This window comes from Arthrobacter sp. 2MCAF15, from assembly GCF_052115605.1.
Classification (GTDB): Bacteria; Actinomycetota; Actinomycetes; order Actinomycetales; family Micrococcaceae; genus Arthrobacter.
In genome coordinates, this window is sequence record NZ_JBFRGZ010000028.1 from 1 (window position 1) to 16,696 (window position 16,696).

At 68.4% G+C, this 16,696-nt stretch carries 15 protein-coding genes; 7 read left to right on the plus strand and 8 right to left on the minus strand.

The features are described 5' to 3' along the window. Nucleotides 1–214: 214 nt before the first annotated feature. The 3 genes from AB4089_RS21275 to AB4089_RS21285 all read right to left on the minus strand — a co-directional run bounded on the left by AB4089_RS21275 (nt 215) and on the right by AB4089_RS21285 (nt 3,388). Nucleotides 215–424, minus strand: a complete 210-nt coding sequence (locus AB4089_RS21275; protein WP_441411262.1) for a hypothetical protein — start codon at nt 422–424, stop codon at nt 215–217. A gap of 172 nt (nt 425–596) precedes the next feature. Continuing rightward, a complete protein-coding gene (locus AB4089_RS21280) occupies nt 597–1,724 on the minus strand; it encodes a cyclase family protein (RefSeq protein ID WP_441411263.1) in 1,128 nt (375 codons plus the stop codon). Continuing rightward, entirely contained in the window at nt 1,721–3,388 is a 1,668-nt protein-coding gene (locus AB4089_RS21285) for a purine-cytosine permease family protein (RefSeq protein ID WP_441411264.1), read from the minus strand. Before AB4089_RS21285 ends, AB4089_RS21280 begins: the two co-directional genes overlap by 4 nt. 269 nt (nt 3,389–3,657) lie before the next feature. On the opposite strand from AB4089_RS21285, the gene AB4089_RS21290 reads away from it, so the two are divergent. Then, a complete protein-coding gene (locus AB4089_RS21290; RefSeq protein WP_441411265.1) occupies nt 3,658–4,440 on the plus strand; it encodes a phosphatase PAP2 family protein in 783 nt (260 codons plus the stop codon). Nucleotides 4,441–4,477: 37 nt separating this feature from the next. On the opposite strand, the gene AB4089_RS21295 is transcribed toward AB4089_RS21290, so the two are convergent. Next, the gene (locus AB4089_RS21295) at nt 4,478–5,035 is read right to left on the minus strand and encodes a TspO/MBR family protein (RefSeq protein ID WP_441411266.1); all 558 of its coding nucleotides are present in this window, start codon (nt 5,033–5,035) and stop codon (nt 4,478–4,480) included. Between the two features lie 115 nt (nt 5,036–5,150). On the opposite strand from AB4089_RS21295, the gene AB4089_RS21300 reads away from it, so the two are divergent. Then, entirely contained in the window at nt 5,151–6,674 is a 1,524-nt protein-coding gene (locus tag AB4089_RS21300; protein ID WP_441411267.1) for a GH1 family beta-glucosidase, read from the plus strand. Between the two features lie 7 nt (nt 6,675–6,681). On the opposite strand, the gene AB4089_RS21305 is transcribed toward AB4089_RS21300, so the two are convergent. Beyond that, nucleotides 6,682–7,749 carry an App1 family protein gene (locus AB4089_RS21305; protein ID WP_441411268.1) on the minus strand — a complete coding sequence of 356 codons (1,068 nt, stop codon included), beginning with the start codon at nt 7,747–7,749 and terminating at the stop codon, nt 6,682–6,684. 216 nt (nt 7,750–7,965) lie between these two features. Here AB4089_RS21305 and AB4089_RS21310 point away from each other — a divergent pair, with 216 nt between their 5' ends. The 4 genes from AB4089_RS21310 to AB4089_RS21325 all read left to right on the plus strand — a co-directional run bounded on the left by AB4089_RS21310 (nt 7,966) and on the right by AB4089_RS21325 (nt 11,592). Further along, nucleotides 7,966–9,759 (plus strand): glycoside hydrolase family 15 protein, encoded by a 1,794-nt coding sequence (locus AB4089_RS21310; RefSeq protein WP_441411269.1) that lies wholly within the window; start codon nt 7,966–7,968, stop codon nt 9,757–9,759. A 133-nt stretch (nt 9,760–9,892) separates the two neighbouring features. Next, nucleotides 9,893–10,198, plus strand: coding sequence for a YegP family protein (locus AB4089_RS21315; RefSeq protein ID WP_441411270.1), 306 nt, complete (start codon nt 9,893–9,895; stop codon nt 10,196–10,198). A gap of 154 nt (nt 10,199–10,352) precedes the next feature. Next, entirely contained in the window at nt 10,353–10,670 is a 318-nt protein-coding gene (locus tag AB4089_RS21320; protein ID WP_441411271.1) for a hypothetical protein, read from the plus strand. 160 nt (nt 10,671–10,830) lie between these two features. Then, nucleotides 10,831–11,592 carry an SDR family oxidoreductase gene (locus tag AB4089_RS21325; RefSeq protein WP_441411272.1) on the plus strand — a complete coding sequence of 254 codons (762 nt, stop codon included), beginning with the start codon at nt 10,831–10,833 and terminating at the stop codon, nt 11,590–11,592. 77 nt (nt 11,593–11,669) lie between these two features. Here the strand turns inward: AB4089_RS21325 and AB4089_RS21330 are convergent, their stop codons facing one another. Genes AB4089_RS21330 through AB4089_RS21340 form a run of 3 tightly spaced genes read right to left on the minus strand, consistent with a single transcriptional unit; the run spans nt 11,670 to nt 14,758 of the window. Beyond that, nucleotides 11,670–12,095: a sterol carrier family protein gene (locus tag AB4089_RS21330; RefSeq protein WP_441411273.1), complete on the minus strand. Its 426-nt coding sequence runs from the start codon at nt 12,093–12,095 to the stop codon at nt 11,670–11,672. A gap of 17 nt (nt 12,096–12,112) precedes the next feature. Next, nucleotides 12,113–13,129 carry an asparaginase gene (locus tag AB4089_RS21335; protein WP_441411274.1) on the minus strand — a complete coding sequence of 339 codons (1,017 nt, stop codon included), beginning with the start codon at nt 13,127–13,129 and terminating at the stop codon, nt 12,113–12,115. Between the two features lie 36 nt (nt 13,130–13,165). Next, entirely contained in the window at nt 13,166–14,758 is a 1,593-nt protein-coding gene (locus AB4089_RS21340) for a molybdopterin-dependent oxidoreductase (RefSeq protein ID WP_441411275.1), read from the minus strand. A gap of 626 nt (nt 14,759–15,384) precedes the next feature. Between AB4089_RS21340 and purD the strand changes: the two genes are divergently transcribed. Next, nucleotides 15,385–16,695 carry a phosphoribosylamine--glycine ligase gene (gene purD, locus AB4089_RS21345; RefSeq protein ID WP_441411276.1) on the plus strand — a complete coding sequence of 437 codons (1,311 nt, stop codon included), beginning with the start codon at nt 15,385–15,387 and terminating at the stop codon, nt 16,693–16,695. Nucleotide 16,696 lies beyond the last annotated feature (1 nt).

A 16,696-nucleotide genomic window follows, 5' to 3' on the forward strand; every position in this document is an offset into this window, starting at 1 on the left:
CCAATCCGGGCAGAGGCCAATCCGGGCAGAGGCTTGCGTGACCGCCATCCCCTGCCGCAGAAGTGAAAAGAACTCATCCTTCAGCGCATCGGGCGCCCGATAACCACTCGGCATGGCAACCTCCAAAAATCAGATGTTGCAACGACCGTATGATTCTGCGTGGTGTGGACGGGCGGGAAGTGACCCCGCGTTGTGGTGTTGCGGAAGATCCGGCTCAGTGAACGAGCTCGCGGGTCATGCCGAAGGGAACCTGCTCGGAGAGGGCCGCTGTGTAGTGGCCCGGCTTGTGCCGCGTGAGAAGGATGCCGTGGGTTCCAGTGGCCATGGCGATCTGCTGGAGGCCGCGGACGGCGTCGTTGAGCCGTTCGTCGAGGACGTTCCGGCTGTCGACCTGGATCTCAATGGACTCGGTAATGGTGGTCATCGCTCTGTCTTTCTTGGAGTACTTCTAGTCGGCCCCAATGGATTCAGGAACAGTAACGTCATATTTATTCATGCGTCAAATTGTTAAAGGGTCAACTTTCGATGGGGAAATTCGGTTCCGCCGGCCTGTGGGCTGCTGACCTGCGCTTCCTGTCGATTCGGGACCCTCGGCCCTAAATTTCCGCCGGGCAGGCGGAGAGGTGCTCATGGACACTGAGGATGCGGCCGTCCGGAGTCCGGGCGAAGACGATGGTTTCGCGTTCGTCGCTGGCCGCCCGGGCACCGGACCGGTCCGTTCGGACGGTCGTGGCCACCCGGTGGGAAAACACGGCCGAACTGCCCAGCAACTGGATGTGCTGCTCCGTGCTGGTGCACTCTTCGACTCTCCAGCCGGACCGGATCCAGTCCTCCCACAAGGTCCGGTAGGCCGCCCGGGTCGGAAGCTTCGCGGCCTCGGAATGGAAGATAAACGTCGCCTCGGGGGCGAACGCGGCGAAATAGGCCTCGCCATCGTTCGCTGCGAAAGCGGCAATGAGGTGTTCAGCGGCCTGCTGCACTTCCGCCTCGCTCAGCGCTGCGGGCTGCTGCGGTTCCGCGAGGGGCCGGGCCACAGCCCGGATTGGGGCGCCGTCAGCCCCGGGGATATTGAGCGGAAAGAGGAAGACTTCGACGGCGGTGCCCGCCTCCGCCAGCAGTTGGACCCGGTCCAGGCGGGTGAGGTTTTCGACGATGGCACAGCCGTTGCCGGCCAGGATCAGGTGGGCGGGGAACCCGTCGCCGGCCTGCGCCGGGCTTGCGGAGTCGGTGAGGGGGCCCGTGGTGCTCGGGTCGACGCTCAGCGCGTCGATGCCGACGGTGCGGTATCCGCGCTCGACGATCAGCCGGGCGGCCCCGGCGTCGAGCCAGGGGTGGGCCAGGTAGCCGGCGGTGCCCCACCGCTCGGAGAAGCCCGTGTGCAGCAGAAGGATCCGCCTGCCGCCGGCGGCACGGCCGGGGGAGTTGGCCGGCCGAATCCCCGCGAGGTGCGACACCGTGATGGCTCCCCCGCCGAGGCCGCGGAGATCAACCACCTCGGCGGTCCCGCTGAAGGTCGCCAGCGGCAGTCGGTCCAGGGGATCCCAGTCGCTGTCCACGTGCAGAGGGGCGTCCGTGTGGGTCCCTGAGTGGGACCCGATGTCCAGGGACAGCACATTGGCGCCGTGCCCGTCCACGGTCAGCGCGGGCTCGATCCGGACCTCGGGATCTCCGGGGTAGACGGGCATTCCGGTGCGCAGCGGGACACTCAGGTCGATCCAGCTCACAGCCGGCCCACCAGTTCGCCCTCGCCCGCGCCGGGTGCGGCCGGATCCGGGGTGCCAGTATCCGCGGTCCCGCCGGCCGTGGCCCGGACAATGTTGCCGTTGGCGTCCAGCACCGGCGGGACCGGGGTGTTCCCTGCAGGGACCCAGCGGGGTCCGGCGGCCGGGAAGACTCCGCGCGGTTCGGGGAAGATCCACAGCAGGCCCAGGTACAGGACACCGGCCAGGGCCAGGGACGCCGGAAGGCTGATGTCCACGCCGCCCGCCAGGTTGCCCAGGGGCCCCTGGAACTGGCCGGGCATGTTCACCAGGCTCAGCCCGGCCGCGGCGCTGACCAGCCAGGCCGTCATGCCGCGCAGGTTCCAGCCGTGGTTGAACCAGTACCGACCACCGCTCTGGCGCCGGTTGAACACCTGGAGGGCATCGGCGTCGTACCAGCCGCGGCGGGTGATGAAGCCGATGATCATGACCACCATCCACGGCGCGGTGGAGGTCACGATCAGGGTGGCGAACGTGGAGATGCTCTGGACGAGGTTGAAGGCGAAGCGGCCGGCGAAGATGAACACGATCGCCAGGATCCCGATGAACAGGGTGGCCTGGACCCGGTTGAACCGCGGGAAGACGCTGCTGAAGTCAAGGCCGGTCCCGTACAGCGACGACGCTCCGGTGGACATGCCGCCGATCAGGGCAATCGCGCAGAGCGGGATGAAGTACCAGGCAGGGGAGACCGCCAGGAGTCCGCCTACATAGTTGGGCGCGGCGGGGTCCATGAATTCGGGCGCCTTGGTGGCGATGATCGACGCTGTGGCCAGGCCAAAGACGAACGGAATCAGCGTGGCCAACTGGGCCAGCAGGGCGGCTCCCATGACCCGGCGCTTCGGTGCCGCAGTGGGAATGTACCGGGCCCAGTCGCCGAGGAACGCGCCGAAGGAGATGGGATTGGACATCACGATCAGTGCCGCGCCGATGAACGCGGGGACGAACCCGGGGAGGCTGACGCCGTCAAGCCCGACGCCGAAGGCGCCCTCGAAATTCAGGTTCAGTTCGCCGGCGAAGGCAATGAACCCCACCACGAAGAGCGCGGTGGCGGCCGTGACGGCGACCTTGTTGACCAGCAGCATGAACTTGAAGCCGTAGACGCAGACCACCAGGACCAGGGCGCCGAAGAGACCATAGGCCACGGCGAACGAACCCATGTCCTGCGGCAGGCCGACCAGCCGGTTCAGGCCGCCGACAAGGGCGTCGCCGGAGCTCCACACTGAAATCGAAAAGAAGGCCGTAGCGGTCAGGAGGGAAAGGAAGGACCCGACGATCCGGCCGTGGACGCCCAGGTGTGCCGAGGACGAGACGGCGTTGTTGGTGCCGTTGGTCGGTCCGAAAACGGCCATCGGGGCCAGCAGGAGTGCTCCCACGGTAAGACCCGCCACCGTGGCGGCCAGGCCTTGCCAGAAGGACAGTCCAAACAGGATCGGAAAGGCGCCAAGGAAGGCGGTGGCGAAGGTGTTGGCCCCACCGAAGGAGACCCGGAAGAGGTCGAAGGGGCTCGCCGTGCGGTCCTTCTCCGGTATCCGCTCGATGCCGTAGCTCTCCACTTCGGTCACCTTGCCTCGGGCAGTCTTTCCGCCATTGCCATTTTCCTGCTGTGCTTCGGCCATCATTTTCTCCATCCAGCTCACCTTGGGGGTTGCGAGCAGGTTGCTTAATAGACATCACATGTTGCTTGGGAGGCTACCCATCGTTGCTTGGAGGCTACACTGTGGTGCGGCTCACAGCAAGGCGTTTGCACGTCCGGCCGGCAGGTTACGTCCGCCGGATGCCCGGACTCCATCCCCGCACGGATGCTTTCGGCGGCGCCCCTGCCTGCCTCCGCCGCGAATAGCAGGGATAATCGTCAGCGGAGACCATCCACAACACGGCGCAAAGGCGGCACAGCGACATGGCACAGGCTCAAACAGGAAAACCACAAGGCCGTTGGCGGGCCTTCCACGAAAAGTTCGTCGTGGAGGAGCGGTTCATGAGCCCGGCGGCACGCCGGAATCTCTACCGCACCGCCGTCGCCCTGATGATCACGGGCGCTGTGCTGTTCGCGGTCATCCTGACCGGCGTGCTCCAGCACGGCGGCCTCTCGGCGGCGGACGAGCCCACGCGGTCCTGGCTCCTGACCCTGCGCGGGGAACCTGCCACCACCATCATGATCATCCTGGCGATCATCTTCGGCCCCATCGGCCTGCCGATCATCGTCCTGGTAGTGACCGTGGCCTGGGGCCTGCTCGCCAAGCACGCGTGGCGGCCGATGCTCTTGGCCGGCGCCATGCTGACCGGGGTGATCCTGGCGCAGGTCATCGGCCACATCGTCGAACGCCAACGTCCGCCCATAGAGCTGATGCTCTTCGGGGCCGACACCACCTTCTCCTTTCCCTCCGGCCACGTCCTGGGCGCCTGCGATTTCCTCCTGGTCACCACGTACCTGGTCTTTTCGCGCCGGAAGAACCCCATGGCCGCCGTCGTCGCTTTCATCGTGGCGGGGATCGGCATGTTCTTCGCCGCCGTCAGCCGCCTCTACCTGGGCTATCACTGGCTGACCGATGCCCTGGGCGCCTTCTCGATCTCCCTCGTGGTCCTTGGCGGTGTCATTGCGCTGGATACCTGGCGGACAGCCCGGATCCCGGGCGAACAGGTCACCGGGACGCTGTCAGCCGCCGACGCCGGCCAGGACTAAGCGCCGACGGCGGCCGGCCGGCTCGGGCCCGGCCCGGTCAGTTGCTGGCGGCGGCGTAGACGTTCAGGCTGCACGAAAACACAACCCACGAGACGTACGGCATCATGAGCAGGCCCGCTGCCCGGCTGATGATGCCAAAGCGGACAGCGGCGGCGCCAGCGGCCACGGCGTGGGCGGCGATAACCACCAGGGCCAGCCAGAGGGCCGCCGAGCCGATCATGGGGTACATGCCGAAGAACAGGGGCGCCCACGCCAGGTTCACGAGCAGCACGATGCCGTAGAGGGTCATTGCGCCCCGGCTGGACGCGGAGAGAAGTCCCGTTCCCCGGCGCCAGACGAGCCACCCCGCCACGGCCATGGTTGTATAAAGCACCGTCCAGACCGTTCCGAACGCCCAGCCCGGCGGGGTCCAGGGGGCCGTGTCCGCGGCCGCGTACCAGCCGCCGGCGTTGCCGATGATGGCCCGCGAAGCCACGTAGGACACGCCATGGGAAACCGCCAGGAAGCAGATGAGAGCCAGCGCCTGGCGGCCCGCGCCGGGCGCTCCTGCCCGCAGCGGCCGGCGGCTGACACTTTGTTGAGTTTTGGGGTGCACCGCTCAACAGTGGCCAACGGCGTCGCGTCCGTCAAACTGCCCGGGTCGTGGCGCCCGCCCCGGGGGAAGCCTAAGATCAGTCCACCACCGCTGAAACTATATAGAGGTCCCGTCGATGAACGCTTCCGCCAAGGATCTGGCTTCCCTCCTTCCACCCGGCTTCACCCTTGGTGTGGCAACGTCGGCCTTCCAGATCGAAGGCGCGCTCGACGAAGACGGCCGCGGCCCCTCCGGGTGGGACGTGTTTGCCGCGAAACCGGGCTCGATCGTGGAGGGCCAGAGCCCGGCCGTCTCCTGCGACCACTATCACCGGATGCCAGCGGACGTGGCGCTGATGAAGGAACTGGGGATCGATTCCTACCGGTTTTCGCTGTCCTGGCCGAGGATCCAACCCGCCGGCAGCGGGCCCGTGAACCGTGCCGGACTGGACTTCTACGACAGGCTGATCGACCTGTTGCTCGCCAGCGGCATTTCCCCCATGGCCACCCTCTACCACTGGGACACCCCACTGCCCCTGGAGCAGGCCGGCGGCTGGATGAACAGGGACACGGCCTACCGGCTGGGGGAGTTCGCCGCCATCGCCGCGGCTGCCTTCGGGGACCGCGTTAGCCGCTGGGTGACCGTCAACGAGCCCGCCACGGTCACCACCAACGGCTACGTCCTGGGCATGCACGCACCCGGCGAAGCACTCATGCTCAAGGCGCTCCCCAGCGTGCACCACCAGCTGCTGGGCCACGGCCTGGCGCTCCAGGCGCTGCGTGCAGCAAACGTACGCGGGGAAATCGGCCTCACCAACGTGTACTCGCCAATGGTCCCGGCCACCGCCAACCCCCTGGACAAGGTCAGCGCCGGACTCATGGACGTGGCGCAGAACCGGCTCTACGCGGATCCCGTGCTGCTCGGCAAGTACCCGGACATCATCAGGGCCGCCACGTTCTTTTCATCCTCCTTCAGCCCCTCCGACGAGGACATGGAGCTGATCTCGCAGCCCCTGGATTTCTACGGCCTGAACTATTACATGCCCACCCGCGTCGGGGCCGGTCCGGGGGAGGGAGCCGTGCCGCCGGGCATGGCCGAGGCCATGGGGGACGACCTCAGCGGAACCCCCGGCGCTCCGTTGCACATCGAGTCGTTCCCGGACACCGAGACCACGGCCTACGGCTGGCCAGTCAAGCCCGAGTACATGTCCGTCGCGCTGGCCGAGATGGCCGAGCGCTATCCGGACCTGCCGCCGGTCTACATCACCGAGGGCGGGGCCAGTTTCGAGGACGTCGTGGTCCAGGGGTCCGGGGCCGACCGTCGGATGGTTCCGGATGAACGGCGCCTGCGCTACCTCTCGGACCACATCGGCACGGCCGTGGAAGCGACACAACCCGGCGGTGCCGCCGAGTCCGTGGACCTTCGCGGCTACTACGTGTGGTCCCTTATGGACAACTTCGAGTGGTCCGCCGGCTACAAGCAACCGTTCGGTCTGGTGCACGTCGATTTCGACACCCAGGTCCGCACTCCGAAGGCCTCCTACTACTGGCTCCAGGAAGTGATCGCGGCCCGGAGCGCGGTGGCGGGGTCCGCCGCCGGGCAGAAAAATGGCGACGACGTCGGACAGTCCCGCACTGCGCCGCCGTCGGAACTGCCGTAGATCCGGCCTAGAGCAGGTCCAGGTCCTGCAGGCCCTTGGCGAGTCCGGCGCCGTCCGGCGAATAGATCCACGGGACCGAGGATTCCGAGTGGTCTCCGGTGTCCGAATGGCCGCCGGCGAAGACGGCCTCGCTGGCCGAAAGCTGGCGGATGCCGATCGCGGCAACCCGGTCCGGGTGCTCCTGCGCGAAGCCGGAGTAAATCTCTTCATCATGCTGGCCGTTGTCACCGAACAGCAGCCAGCGCACGTTCGGGAACTCCTGTGCCAGCAGCTCAAGGTTCCGCCGTTTGTGTTCCTGGCCGCTGCGGAACCACCGGTCATGAGTCAGTCCCYAGTCCGTGAGCAGCAGCGCGCCCGAGGGATAGAGGTTCCGGGCGATGAAGCGGCCCAGGGTGGGCGCCGCGTTCCACGGCCCGGTGGACAGGTAGATCACGGGAGCCTCGGGGTGCTCCACCTTGAGCCGGTCCATCAGGACTGCCATGCCCGGAGTCGCCATCCTGGCGCGTTCGTTCAGGACGAAGGTATTCCACAGCGCCAGGAAAGGCCGGGGGAGGGCCGTGACCATGATCGTGTCGTCAATGTCCGAGACAATGCCCAGCGTGGTGTCCCGGGAGATCACGAAAATCTTGGCCTCCACCGGTTCCGTGCCTTCAGCCCGCAGCACGGCCGTGTGCCAGCCCGGGGTCAGGGCCACGTGGACCAGCGTGTCCACCAGGCCGCCGCGGTCCGCGTGCACGCGGGTGGTGACGCCGCCGATCTGGATTTCCACTTCGGTGAACTGGACCGGGACGCTGGTGAAGGCGCGCCAGCCGCGGAAGTTCTGGTTGCCGTTCCGGGCAACACGCTCGGCCTTGCTGCCGGGCACGGGCCTGCTGGTGAGGACCACGCGGCCCAGTACCCTGACCCACTCCGTGGAGCCGTACCCCTGGTAAGCGACCGTCTGCGGGATGAACTTCCAGCGCCGGGCCGTCCTGAGGCGAACCCCGTTGACGGTGTCCGACACGAAGTGGGCGAGCCTGAGGGCCCTGTTGCCGGACACGGGCAGGTGCTGCGCTGGTTGTGACGCCAATTCCATGCCTCCACTCTCCCACAGCGCCACCCTCCAACAGAGCCGGGCTCCGGCGGCGCCCGTGGCGCCACGGGAGGGGCCGCCCGTGACGCCGGATTGCCGGCGTGTCGGCTCGCCCGGCCGCCCGCGCAGTGTGGCGGCGTTGCGGAGGCGTCGCCGCCGTCGTCGGAGTTCGCGGTCCGGTTCTCGTCTGCCGTGGCCCGGTGTGGCACTGTAAGTCCCATGGCACGCATCGAGGATTACGCAATGGTCGGGGATCTGCACACGGCGGCCCTGATCAGCACCGAAGGCTCCATCGACTGGCTGTGCCTGCCGCGTTTCGACTCGCCTGCCTGCTTCAGCGCCCTCCTGGACACCCCAGCAGCCGGCCGGTGGCTGCTGGCCCCCGAAGGCGGCGGCGAATGCACGCGGCGGCGCTACCGCCAGGGCACACTGATCCTGGAAACCGAGTGGGACCTGCCCGAGGGCAAGGTCAGGATCATTGACTTCATGCCACCGCGCGACGAAGTGGCGGACATCGTGCGGATCGTCGTCGGAGTCCGTGGCACGGTGCGGATGCGCGGTGAACTGGCGCTCCGGTTCGACTATGGCCACATTGTGCCGTGGGTCCGCCACGACGATCGCGGGATCCACGCCGTCGCCGGGCCCGACGCCGTCTATCTGGTGACCCGGGCACCGCTGCGCGGCGAGCGGATGCACACCGTCAGCGACTTCACGGTCTCGGCGGGTGAGCGCGTGCCCTTCGTGCTGACGTGGAGCCCCAGCCACCTCCGCCGGCCACGGACCGTGAACCCGGAAGCGGTCCTTGCCTCCACCGAGCAGTTCTGGCAGGACTGGTCTGCGAAGTGCAAGATCACCGGGCCGCACCGCGACGCGGTCCAGCGCTCGCTGATCACCCTCAAAGCCTTGACCTTCGCGCCCACGGGAGGCATCGTCGCCGCCGTGACGACATCCCTGCCGGAGGAGATCGGCGGCACGCGGAACTGGGACTACCGCTTCTGTTGGCTGCGCGACGCCACGCTCACCCTGCAGGCGCTGCTGGCGGCGGGCTACACGGAGGAGGCCGGCGCGTGGCGGGACTGGCTGCTGCGCGCCGTCGCCGGTGATCCCGCGGATCTGCAGATCATGTACGGCCTCCATGGCGAACGCCGGATGCCGGAGCTCGAACTGCCATGGCTGAAAGGCTACGAAAATTCCGCCCCGGTCCGCACCGGAAACGGCGCCGCCGGCCAGCTGCAGCTCGACGTCTGGGGCGAGGTGCTGGACTGCCTGTCCCTGACCCGGAACTCGCTCCTGAAGCACACCGACGACGCCTGGGATGTCCAGGTGGCCCTCATGGAACATCTCGAGACTGCATGGACCCAGCCGGATAACGGGCTGTGGGAAATGCGCGGTCCGCAGCGCCACTTCACCCACTCCAAGGTGATGGCGTGGGTGGCGGCGGACCGCATGGTCAAGGGTGTCCGGGACTTCGGCCTGACCGGACCGGCGGACCGGTGGGAGGAGTTGCGTGACAGGATCCACGACGAGGTCATGGCCAACGGGTTCGACGCCGAACGCAACACCTTCGTGCAGTCCTACGGGCGGCCCGAGCTGGATGCGAGCCTGCTGCTGCTGCCCCGGGTGGGGTTCCTCCCGCCCGATGACCCGCGCATCATCGGAACCATCGACGCTGTCCAGCGCGAGCTGACGCACGACGGTTTCCTGCGCCGCTACCTTCCGGCGCAGAGCGACGACGGGCTGCCGGGCGAGGAAGGGGTGTTCCTGGCGTGCTCGTTCTGGCTGGTGGAGGCCCTGATCGGCGCGGGCCGGCGCCACGAGGCCCGGGAGCTGTTCGAACGCCTGCTGGCGCTGCGCAACGACGTCGGGCTTCTCAGCGAGGAGTGGGAGGTCGAGGCCGGCCGGCAGCTGGGCAACACGCCGCAGGCCTTCAGTCACTTCGCCCTGGTGATGAGCGCGCTGGAACTGCATGAAGATGGCGTCCGCCGCAGCGACACCCCGCCGCCGCGCGGGTAGCGTGCGCTTCCCAGGGGGACGGAGCGTGCGGTTCCCCGGGGGACTGCGGGACTTTCAGCACTTTCCCTCCACCGCAAAGTAAGTACACTTACTAATACCAAGGCGGGGGATACGAGGGAATGAGGATTTTGCAATGGCGGGATATTTTGAGCTCGTGGACGCGCCCGACGGCGGCTACCGCATTCGGATGATGGACGGGGCAGGAAAGCTGATGGCCGTCTCGGTCACGTTTCCCACCAAGAAGGCGGCGGTTGCCGGCATCGCCCAGGCGCGCGAGATCGCCGGAACCGGCCTGATCAGGGACCGCAGCGCTGATGGGCGGCCCGCCGTGCCCGGCTCGTCCGCGCGGGTGATCAGGGGGCGGCGCGCCGGCGGGCGTTCACACTCCGCAGTGGTCGGGCCGCAGGCGGCGGGAAAGCGGGCGCAGGCCCGACACTGATCCTCCACCGATCTCCCACACTGGATCGGCCGCTGCCAACCGGTCCGCCGCTGGTACCACTCCTCCGCTGGTAACGGTCCGCCGCTGGTAATGGTCCGCCGGGGAGGGCCGTTCCCCTGGCGCGTTCCCGGTGCCGGGCGGTTACAGTATGGCCATGGACCAGCAGGGGAACCGGAGAGCCGGCGGTGCCCGGAAGAATGCAATCGGCCGGGTGGCAGTGCCGCTCGTTGCCGCGGCCATGCTGCTCGCCGGCCTGGTCCTGCTTGCCCAGCCGGTGTCCTCCGAGGACTTTGGCTGGTTCGCGTATACCCCGCTGGCCACGGGGCCCGTCGTGCCCCAAGGGCTCATGTTCATGGGTGCCGAGACCTGGGCCGGTATCGCGCTGATCGGCGTCGGGTTGCTCGTGCTGGCCTTCTGGTCCGGTTACCGCACGGGCAGGCAGGCCCGGGAGCAGGATGACGACGCCCGGTAGGTTAATCCCACACTGGATGCACCCGGCTGCCCCGCCGAAATCCGCCGTCGAGATGACAGTACGCGGCGGTCGGGCCGCGCAACACTGCCGTGATGTGCCGTCTCGGCGATAGGCTGGCCGGGCAGCCGCGCAGACCGCGCAAATCGTCGAGGAGGACCGAATGAGCCAGCACCATACCCCCGGAAAGGTCGCCGTAGTTACCGGAGCCGGCTCCGGCATCGGCCGGGCCGTGGCCCGGCTCATGTTGGCCGAGGGCTACCGCGTGGTGCTGGCCGGGCGGCGGGAGGAGCCGCTCCTCGAGACCGCGGCCGGCCACCGCCAGGCGCTCGCGGTCCCTTGCGATGTCACCGTCCCCGCCGACGTCGAGCGGCTCTTCGCCGCGGCGCTGCAGCAGTGGGAACGGGTGGACGTCCTCTTCAACAACGCCGGGGTGTTCGGCCCCGGCGCCTCGGTGGACGAGATCACCGTTGAGGACTGGGACGCGACCGTCGCCGTGAATCTCACCGGATCCCTCCTCTGCGCCGCGGCCGCCGTCCGGGCCATGAAGGCCCAGTCGCCCCAGGGCGGCCGGATCATCAACAACGGTTCGATCGCGGCGCATTCGCCCCGGCCCCGGACTGTCGCCTACACAGTGACCAAGCACGCGATCACGGGGCTGACCAAAAGCATCGACCTCGACGGGCGCGGGTTCGGCATCAGCTGCGGACAAATCGATATTGGCAATGCGGCAACAGACCTCATGGACGAGATCGGCGTCGGCTCCGGGGCTGTCCAGGCTGACGGCAGCCTGCGGGCCGAGCCGACATTTCCGGTCCAGGACGCCGCCCGGGCCGTGCTGCTGATGGCCGGGATGCCGGCATCGGCCAACGTGGGATCCGTCGTGGTAACGGCCGCGGGCATGCCGTTCATCGGGCGGGGCTGAGTCCCGGCCGCAGGTGCCGTGGCATAGGGCCCCGGCCTGGGGCCCCGGGCAGGGGACCGGCGCCCGGGGCGTCCCGGTTACAGGGGCAGGAGGGCGGACAGGTCCGCGCGCAGTCCCGAGGCGGCAACTTTGCCGGCCGCGACGGCGTCCGCCCAGCCCAGCTGCCCGTTGACCATCGCCAGCCAGGTGGCGGCGTCGCACTCGATCACGTTCGGCGGGGTGCCGCGGGTGTGCCGCGGGCCCTCCACACACTGCGTGACGCCGAACGGCGGGACGCGCACCTCGACGGAGTTGCCGGGCGCCCGGGCGGTGACTTCCTCCAGTGAGTAGCGCACCGCCGTCGCGATCGTGGCGCGCGGGACGGTGCTGGTTCCCCCAGCGCCGGTCCCTTCGGTGCTGGTTCCTTCGGTGTCCGGTGCCGCGGCAGCGGGGTTGGCGGCCCGCCAGGCGGCAAGCGCCGCGCGGCCCTCGTCCACGGCGATTCGACGGCGCGATACAGCCACTTTCCTGCCTCCGGTTCCTAGTCCAGCAGTGCCGCGACGGCCCGCCCCAGCCGGATCTTGCCTACCGGGCGTCCACCGCCCAGGACCGGGTCCACCACCTTGTCCAGGACGCTGGACACTTCGGGAATTTCGACGGCGCCGGAAGCGGCGAGGAGGGTCAGCCCCACGAGCGTGGTGGCCCGGATGTTGCCGTCGAGCATCTTGATGGCAACGGAGACACCCTGGCGGGTGGCCATGACCAGCACCCCCTCGGCGCCGATCTTGGCCAGGATGCCGAGCTCGTCCATGACGATCGTGTTGGCTTGTCCGCGTCCCTGGACCGCCCACGGGTAGTCCAGCATGGAGGTGGCAATCGTGGCGGCCCGCGCGTTGGAGTTCTTGTCGCCGGGGGCCTTGGCCAGCTTCGAGTAGGCCCGGGCCAGGCCGGTCAGGGAGACGGCAGCCACCGGCGCGCCGCAGCCGTCGATGCCGAGATGGGCGATGTGTTCGCCGCAGTACTCCTCGATGACCGAGCGGATGCGCTGCTGCAGCGGGTGGTTCGGTTCGAGGTAGCTGTTCTTGTCCCAGCCGTTCTCCGTGCAGGCCCACAGGAACGCGGCGTGTTTGCCCGAGCAGTTGAAGGCCAGCCGGGACTTGCCTCGCTCGGTCTGGACGAGCCAGTTCCGGGCGGTCTCATCCTGGGGCCAGTCGGCCGGGCACTGCAGCTGGTCTTCCTTGGCCCCGGCCGCCTTCAGCATGCCCTCCACCACGTCCATGTGGTCAAGGGAACCGATGTGGCTGCCGCATGCGATGGCCACCTGGGCGCCGCGCAGGGGCACCCCGGACTGCATCGAGGCAAGTGCCTGCAGGGGTTTGAGCGTGGACCTGGCAAGGATGGGGGCGGTGACATCGCCGAGCTCGATTACGACCGTTCCGTCCGCAGCCATCACAACGGCAGAGCCGATGTGGCGGGACTCAACGAAGCCGCTGCGTTCGATGACTGCCAGTTCGACGGCGGAGTCGACTGTGAAGGTTGCATGCGGGTTCAAAGCCATGCAGCAAGTCTATGGTGCCGGGTGCCGATACCCCGGTTATTCCACGGTCACCATAACTGACTGCCAGCCGGAGGCGCCGTCCGGGACCGGGTCCGCGCGTTTGTCCGTTTGGAGCTCGCCGGTGCCGTCCGTGGCGCGGACCTTGATGTAGTGCGGTCCGGGCGTGGCATCCCACTCGAAGGACCACTGCCTCCAGGTGATGAGGGAGGCCTCGTCGGAGAGCACTGCCTCGGTCCAGGGGCCGCTGTCGATCTGCAGCTCCACCTTGGTGATGCCGCGGGTCTGGGCCCACGCGGTGCCGCCGACTGCGACCTTTCCGGCGGGCACTTTGGCGAAGGACTTGGGCACTTCCACCCGCGCCATGGTCTTGATCGGGCCGCGCTCGGACCAGCCGCGCTGGGTCCAGTATGCCTTGCTGTCCGCGAACCGGGTCACTTCCAGGTCCACCACCCACTTGGTGGCAGAGACGAAGCCGTACAGGCCGGGTACCACCATCCGCACCGGGTAGCCGTGTTCCAGGGGCAGGGCCTCGCCGTTCATGCCGATCGCCAGCATCGCGTCGCGGCGGTCGTCCTGGAGAACCTCCAGCGGGGTGGAGGCGCTGAAACCGTCGATCGAGGTGGACAGCACCATGTCCGCGCCCTGTTTAGGCCGGGCCATCTTCAGGACATCGCGAATGGGCATGCCCAGCCATTTCGCGTTGCCGGCAAGGTTGCCGCCGACCGGGTTTGACACACAGGTCAGGGAGACATGGGATTCGATGAGCTGGGCGTCCAGGAGGTCCTGGAAGGTGAGCCGGATTTCCTGCTCGACGAGGCCGTGGATGCGCAATTCCCAGTCCTGGGCGTTGATCTCCGGGACGCTGAGGGCGGTGTCGATCCGGTAGAAGTCCTTGTTCGGGGTCAGCCACGGCGTGACGCCGGGGACCTTGGACTGGACACCGGCCGGGACCGCGGCGGCGGCCTTGGCGGGTGCGGGCAGCTTCAGGGATTCGCGGGCCGCGGCCACGTTGCTGCGGGCGGCGCTCAGCAGGCGCCCGCCGGTGGCGGCAATGCCCGAGGCGGCCGCGGTGATGCCGGCGGCGGCGAAGAAGGCGCGCCGCGTGGTGGCCGGGCGCTCGGGATCCTTCGCGGCGACGTCGGCGGCACTGTCCGGCCACTCCTGCATTCGCCACAGCCGGGTGATCAGGAGCCGGAGCACCACCAGCCCGGCCACGGTGCCGATCAGGGAAGGGATGGCGTCGACCGGTTTGACGCTGGCCCGGGTGATCACACTGCCGACGATGACGGCGCCCATGAGCACCACACCGGCGACCCCCAGGGCCCATTTCCGGTACGCCACGATGCCGAGCACGCACGCGAGGAGCAGGATTGTGACRGCCATCCCGACGAACAGTGCCGCCTTGTCATTGGTGCCGAACGTTTCCACGGCAAAGTTCTTCATCCATAGCGGGGTGAAGTCGATGAACGTCGAGCCCAGCGCGATCAGCGGCGTCGCCCGCGTGGTGAAGAACGCGCCGATCAGTTCCGCGACGGACAGGACGACGGCGGCGGCGGCCACACCGGCCACCGCGGCCAGGGCCGTGGCGCCGCGGGACCGCTTGCTGGGCTTCATGCTGGGCTTGTTCATACAGGCCATTCGTAGCGGTGCGCCCCGCGGATTGTCTGACGCCCGGTCATTCTCCCGGCGTCACGGACGTGTGCTCCGGACCCGTGCAGGGAACATGCCCAATGGCGCAACCCGGGACGGGACATGCTCCCGAGCCCAGGGGACATGTCCAGCCTTGGGGTCCAGACATGGACATGCTCCGGAACCCACGGGACATGTCCAGCCTTGGGGTCCAGACATGGACATGCTCCGGAACCCAGGGGACATGTCCAGCCTTGGCATCCAGACATGGACATGCTCCCGAGCCCAGGGGGCATGTCCAGCCTTGGCATGCAGACATGGACGTGCTCCCGGGCCCGGGGGGACATGTCCAGCCTTAGGGTCCGGGCATGGACACGATGGCATTGTGCCCACTGGCCGCGGCCAGGACTGGGCATGTCCCGCGGTTTGCAGCGGAACCGGTGTCGGCCGCACAGTGAAGCCCAGCAGTGAGGCCCGCAGTGAAGCCCCGCACTGAGGCCCGCCGTGAAGCCCCGCAGCTAAGCCAGCAGTGAAGCCCCGCGTGGGGCCCGCAGTGAAGATTGAGCATGTCCGGCGGCCGACACAGCTTAGGAGCCTGCGGGGTGCACCACGTACCCTTGGAGACTGTGAAGGTACTTGTCATCGGCCCCGGCGGCCGCGAACACGCCATTGTCCGATCCTTGCTCGCCGACCCCAACGTTTCCGAGGTCCACGCGGCCCCGGGCAACGCCGGCATCAGCGCGCTGGTCCCCACATATGCGATCGACGCGAACGACCCCGACGCCGTCGCCGCGCTGGCCGTCAAGCTCAGCGTGGACCTGGTGGTGGTCGGCCCCGAGGCGCCCCTCGCCGCCGGAGTGTCCGACGCCGTCCGCGTCGCCGGCATCCCGGTGTTCGGTCCGAGCCAGGCAGCGGCCCAGCTGGAAGCGTCCAAGGCCTTCGCCAAGGAAGTCATGGCCGAGGCCGGCGTCCCCACGGCGATGGCCCGCGTGGCCTCCAACGCCGAGGAAGCCGCCGACGCCCTCGACACGTTCGGCGCCCCCTACGTCGTCAAGGATGACGGACTCGCCGCCGGCAAGGGCGTGGTGGTCACCGGGAACCGCGACGAGGCCCTGGCACACGCCCAGACCTGCTTCGACGCCGGCGGAACCGTGGTCATCGAGGAGTTCCTGGACGGCCCCGAAGTCTCCGTGTTCGTCCTGTGCGACGGCACCAACACGGTGGCACTGTCCCCGGCGCAGGACTTCAAGCGCATCTTCGACAACGACGAGGGCCCCAACACCGGCGGCATGGGCGCCTACACGCCCCTGGAATGGGCCCCCGAAGGCCTGGTCCAGGAGGTGCTGGACCGCGTCGCCCAGCCCACGGTCAACCAGATGGCCCACCGCGGCACTCCGTTCGTCGGCGTCCTGTTCGTCGGCCTCGCCCTGACGTCGCGCGGCACGCGGGTCATCGAATTCAACGTCCGCTTCGGCGATCCCGAAACGCAGGCCGTCCTCGCCCGGCTCAAGACGCCCCTCGGCGGGCTGCTCATGGCCGCCGCCAAGGGCGACCTGGACAAGGTGCAGCCGCTGCGCTGGTCCAAGGACACTGCCGTCGCCGTCGTCGTGGCCGCGGAAAACTACCCCGACACCCCGCGCACCGGCGACCGCATCCGGGGCCTGAAGAAGGTCGATGCGCTGGACGGCGTCCACGTCATCCACGCCGGCACGAAACTGGACGACGAAGGCCGGGTGGTCTCCGCCGGCGGCCGCGTCCTGGCCGTCGTCGCGCTCGGCACGGACCTTGTGGAGGCCCGGGAACGGGCGTACGACGGCGTCGAACTCGTCCAGCTCGACGGCAGCCAGTTCCGCACCGACATTGGCCGCAAGGCCGTCCGCGGCCAAATCCGGGTTGCTGCGCCGGGAACCCCGGCCGCGTCGAAAGCGAAGGCGTGAC

Excerpts from the sequence above, each read along its gene's own strand:
- AB4089_RS21325 (WP_441411272.1), top strand. The coding sequence starts at position 10,831 with ATGAGCCAGCACCATACCCCCGGAAAGGTCGCCGTAGTTACCGGAGCC.
- AB4089_RS21290 (WP_441411265.1), top strand. The coding sequence starts at position 3,658 with ATGGCACAGGCTCAAACAGGAAAACCACAAGGCCGTTGGCGGGCCTTC.
- AB4089_RS21320 (WP_441411271.1), top strand. The coding sequence starts at position 10,353 with ATGGACCAGCAGGGGAACCGGAGAGCCGGCGGTGCCCGGAAGAATGCA.
- AB4089_RS21335 (WP_441411274.1), bottom strand. The coding sequence starts at position 13,129 with ATGGCTTTGAACCCGCATGCAACCTTCACAGTCGACTCCGCCGTCGAA.
- AB4089_RS21310 (WP_441411269.1), top strand. The coding sequence starts at position 7,966 with ATGGCACGCATCGAGGATTACGCAATGGTCGGGGATCTGCACACGGCG.
- AB4089_RS21285 (WP_441411264.1), bottom strand. The coding sequence starts at position 3,388 with ATGGAGAAAATGATGGCCGAAGCACAGCAGGAAAATGGCAATGGCGGA.
- AB4089_RS21275 (WP_441411262.1), bottom strand. The coding sequence starts at position 424 with ATGACCACCATTACCGAGTCCATTGAGATCCAGGTCGACAGCCGGAAC.
- AB4089_RS21315 (WP_441411270.1), top strand. The coding sequence starts at position 9,893 with ATGGCGGGATATTTTGAGCTCGTGGACGCGCCCGACGGCGGCTACCGC.
- AB4089_RS21300 (WP_441411267.1), top strand. The coding sequence starts at position 5,151 with ATGAACGCTTCCGCCAAGGATCTGGCTTCCCTCCTTCCACCCGGCTTC.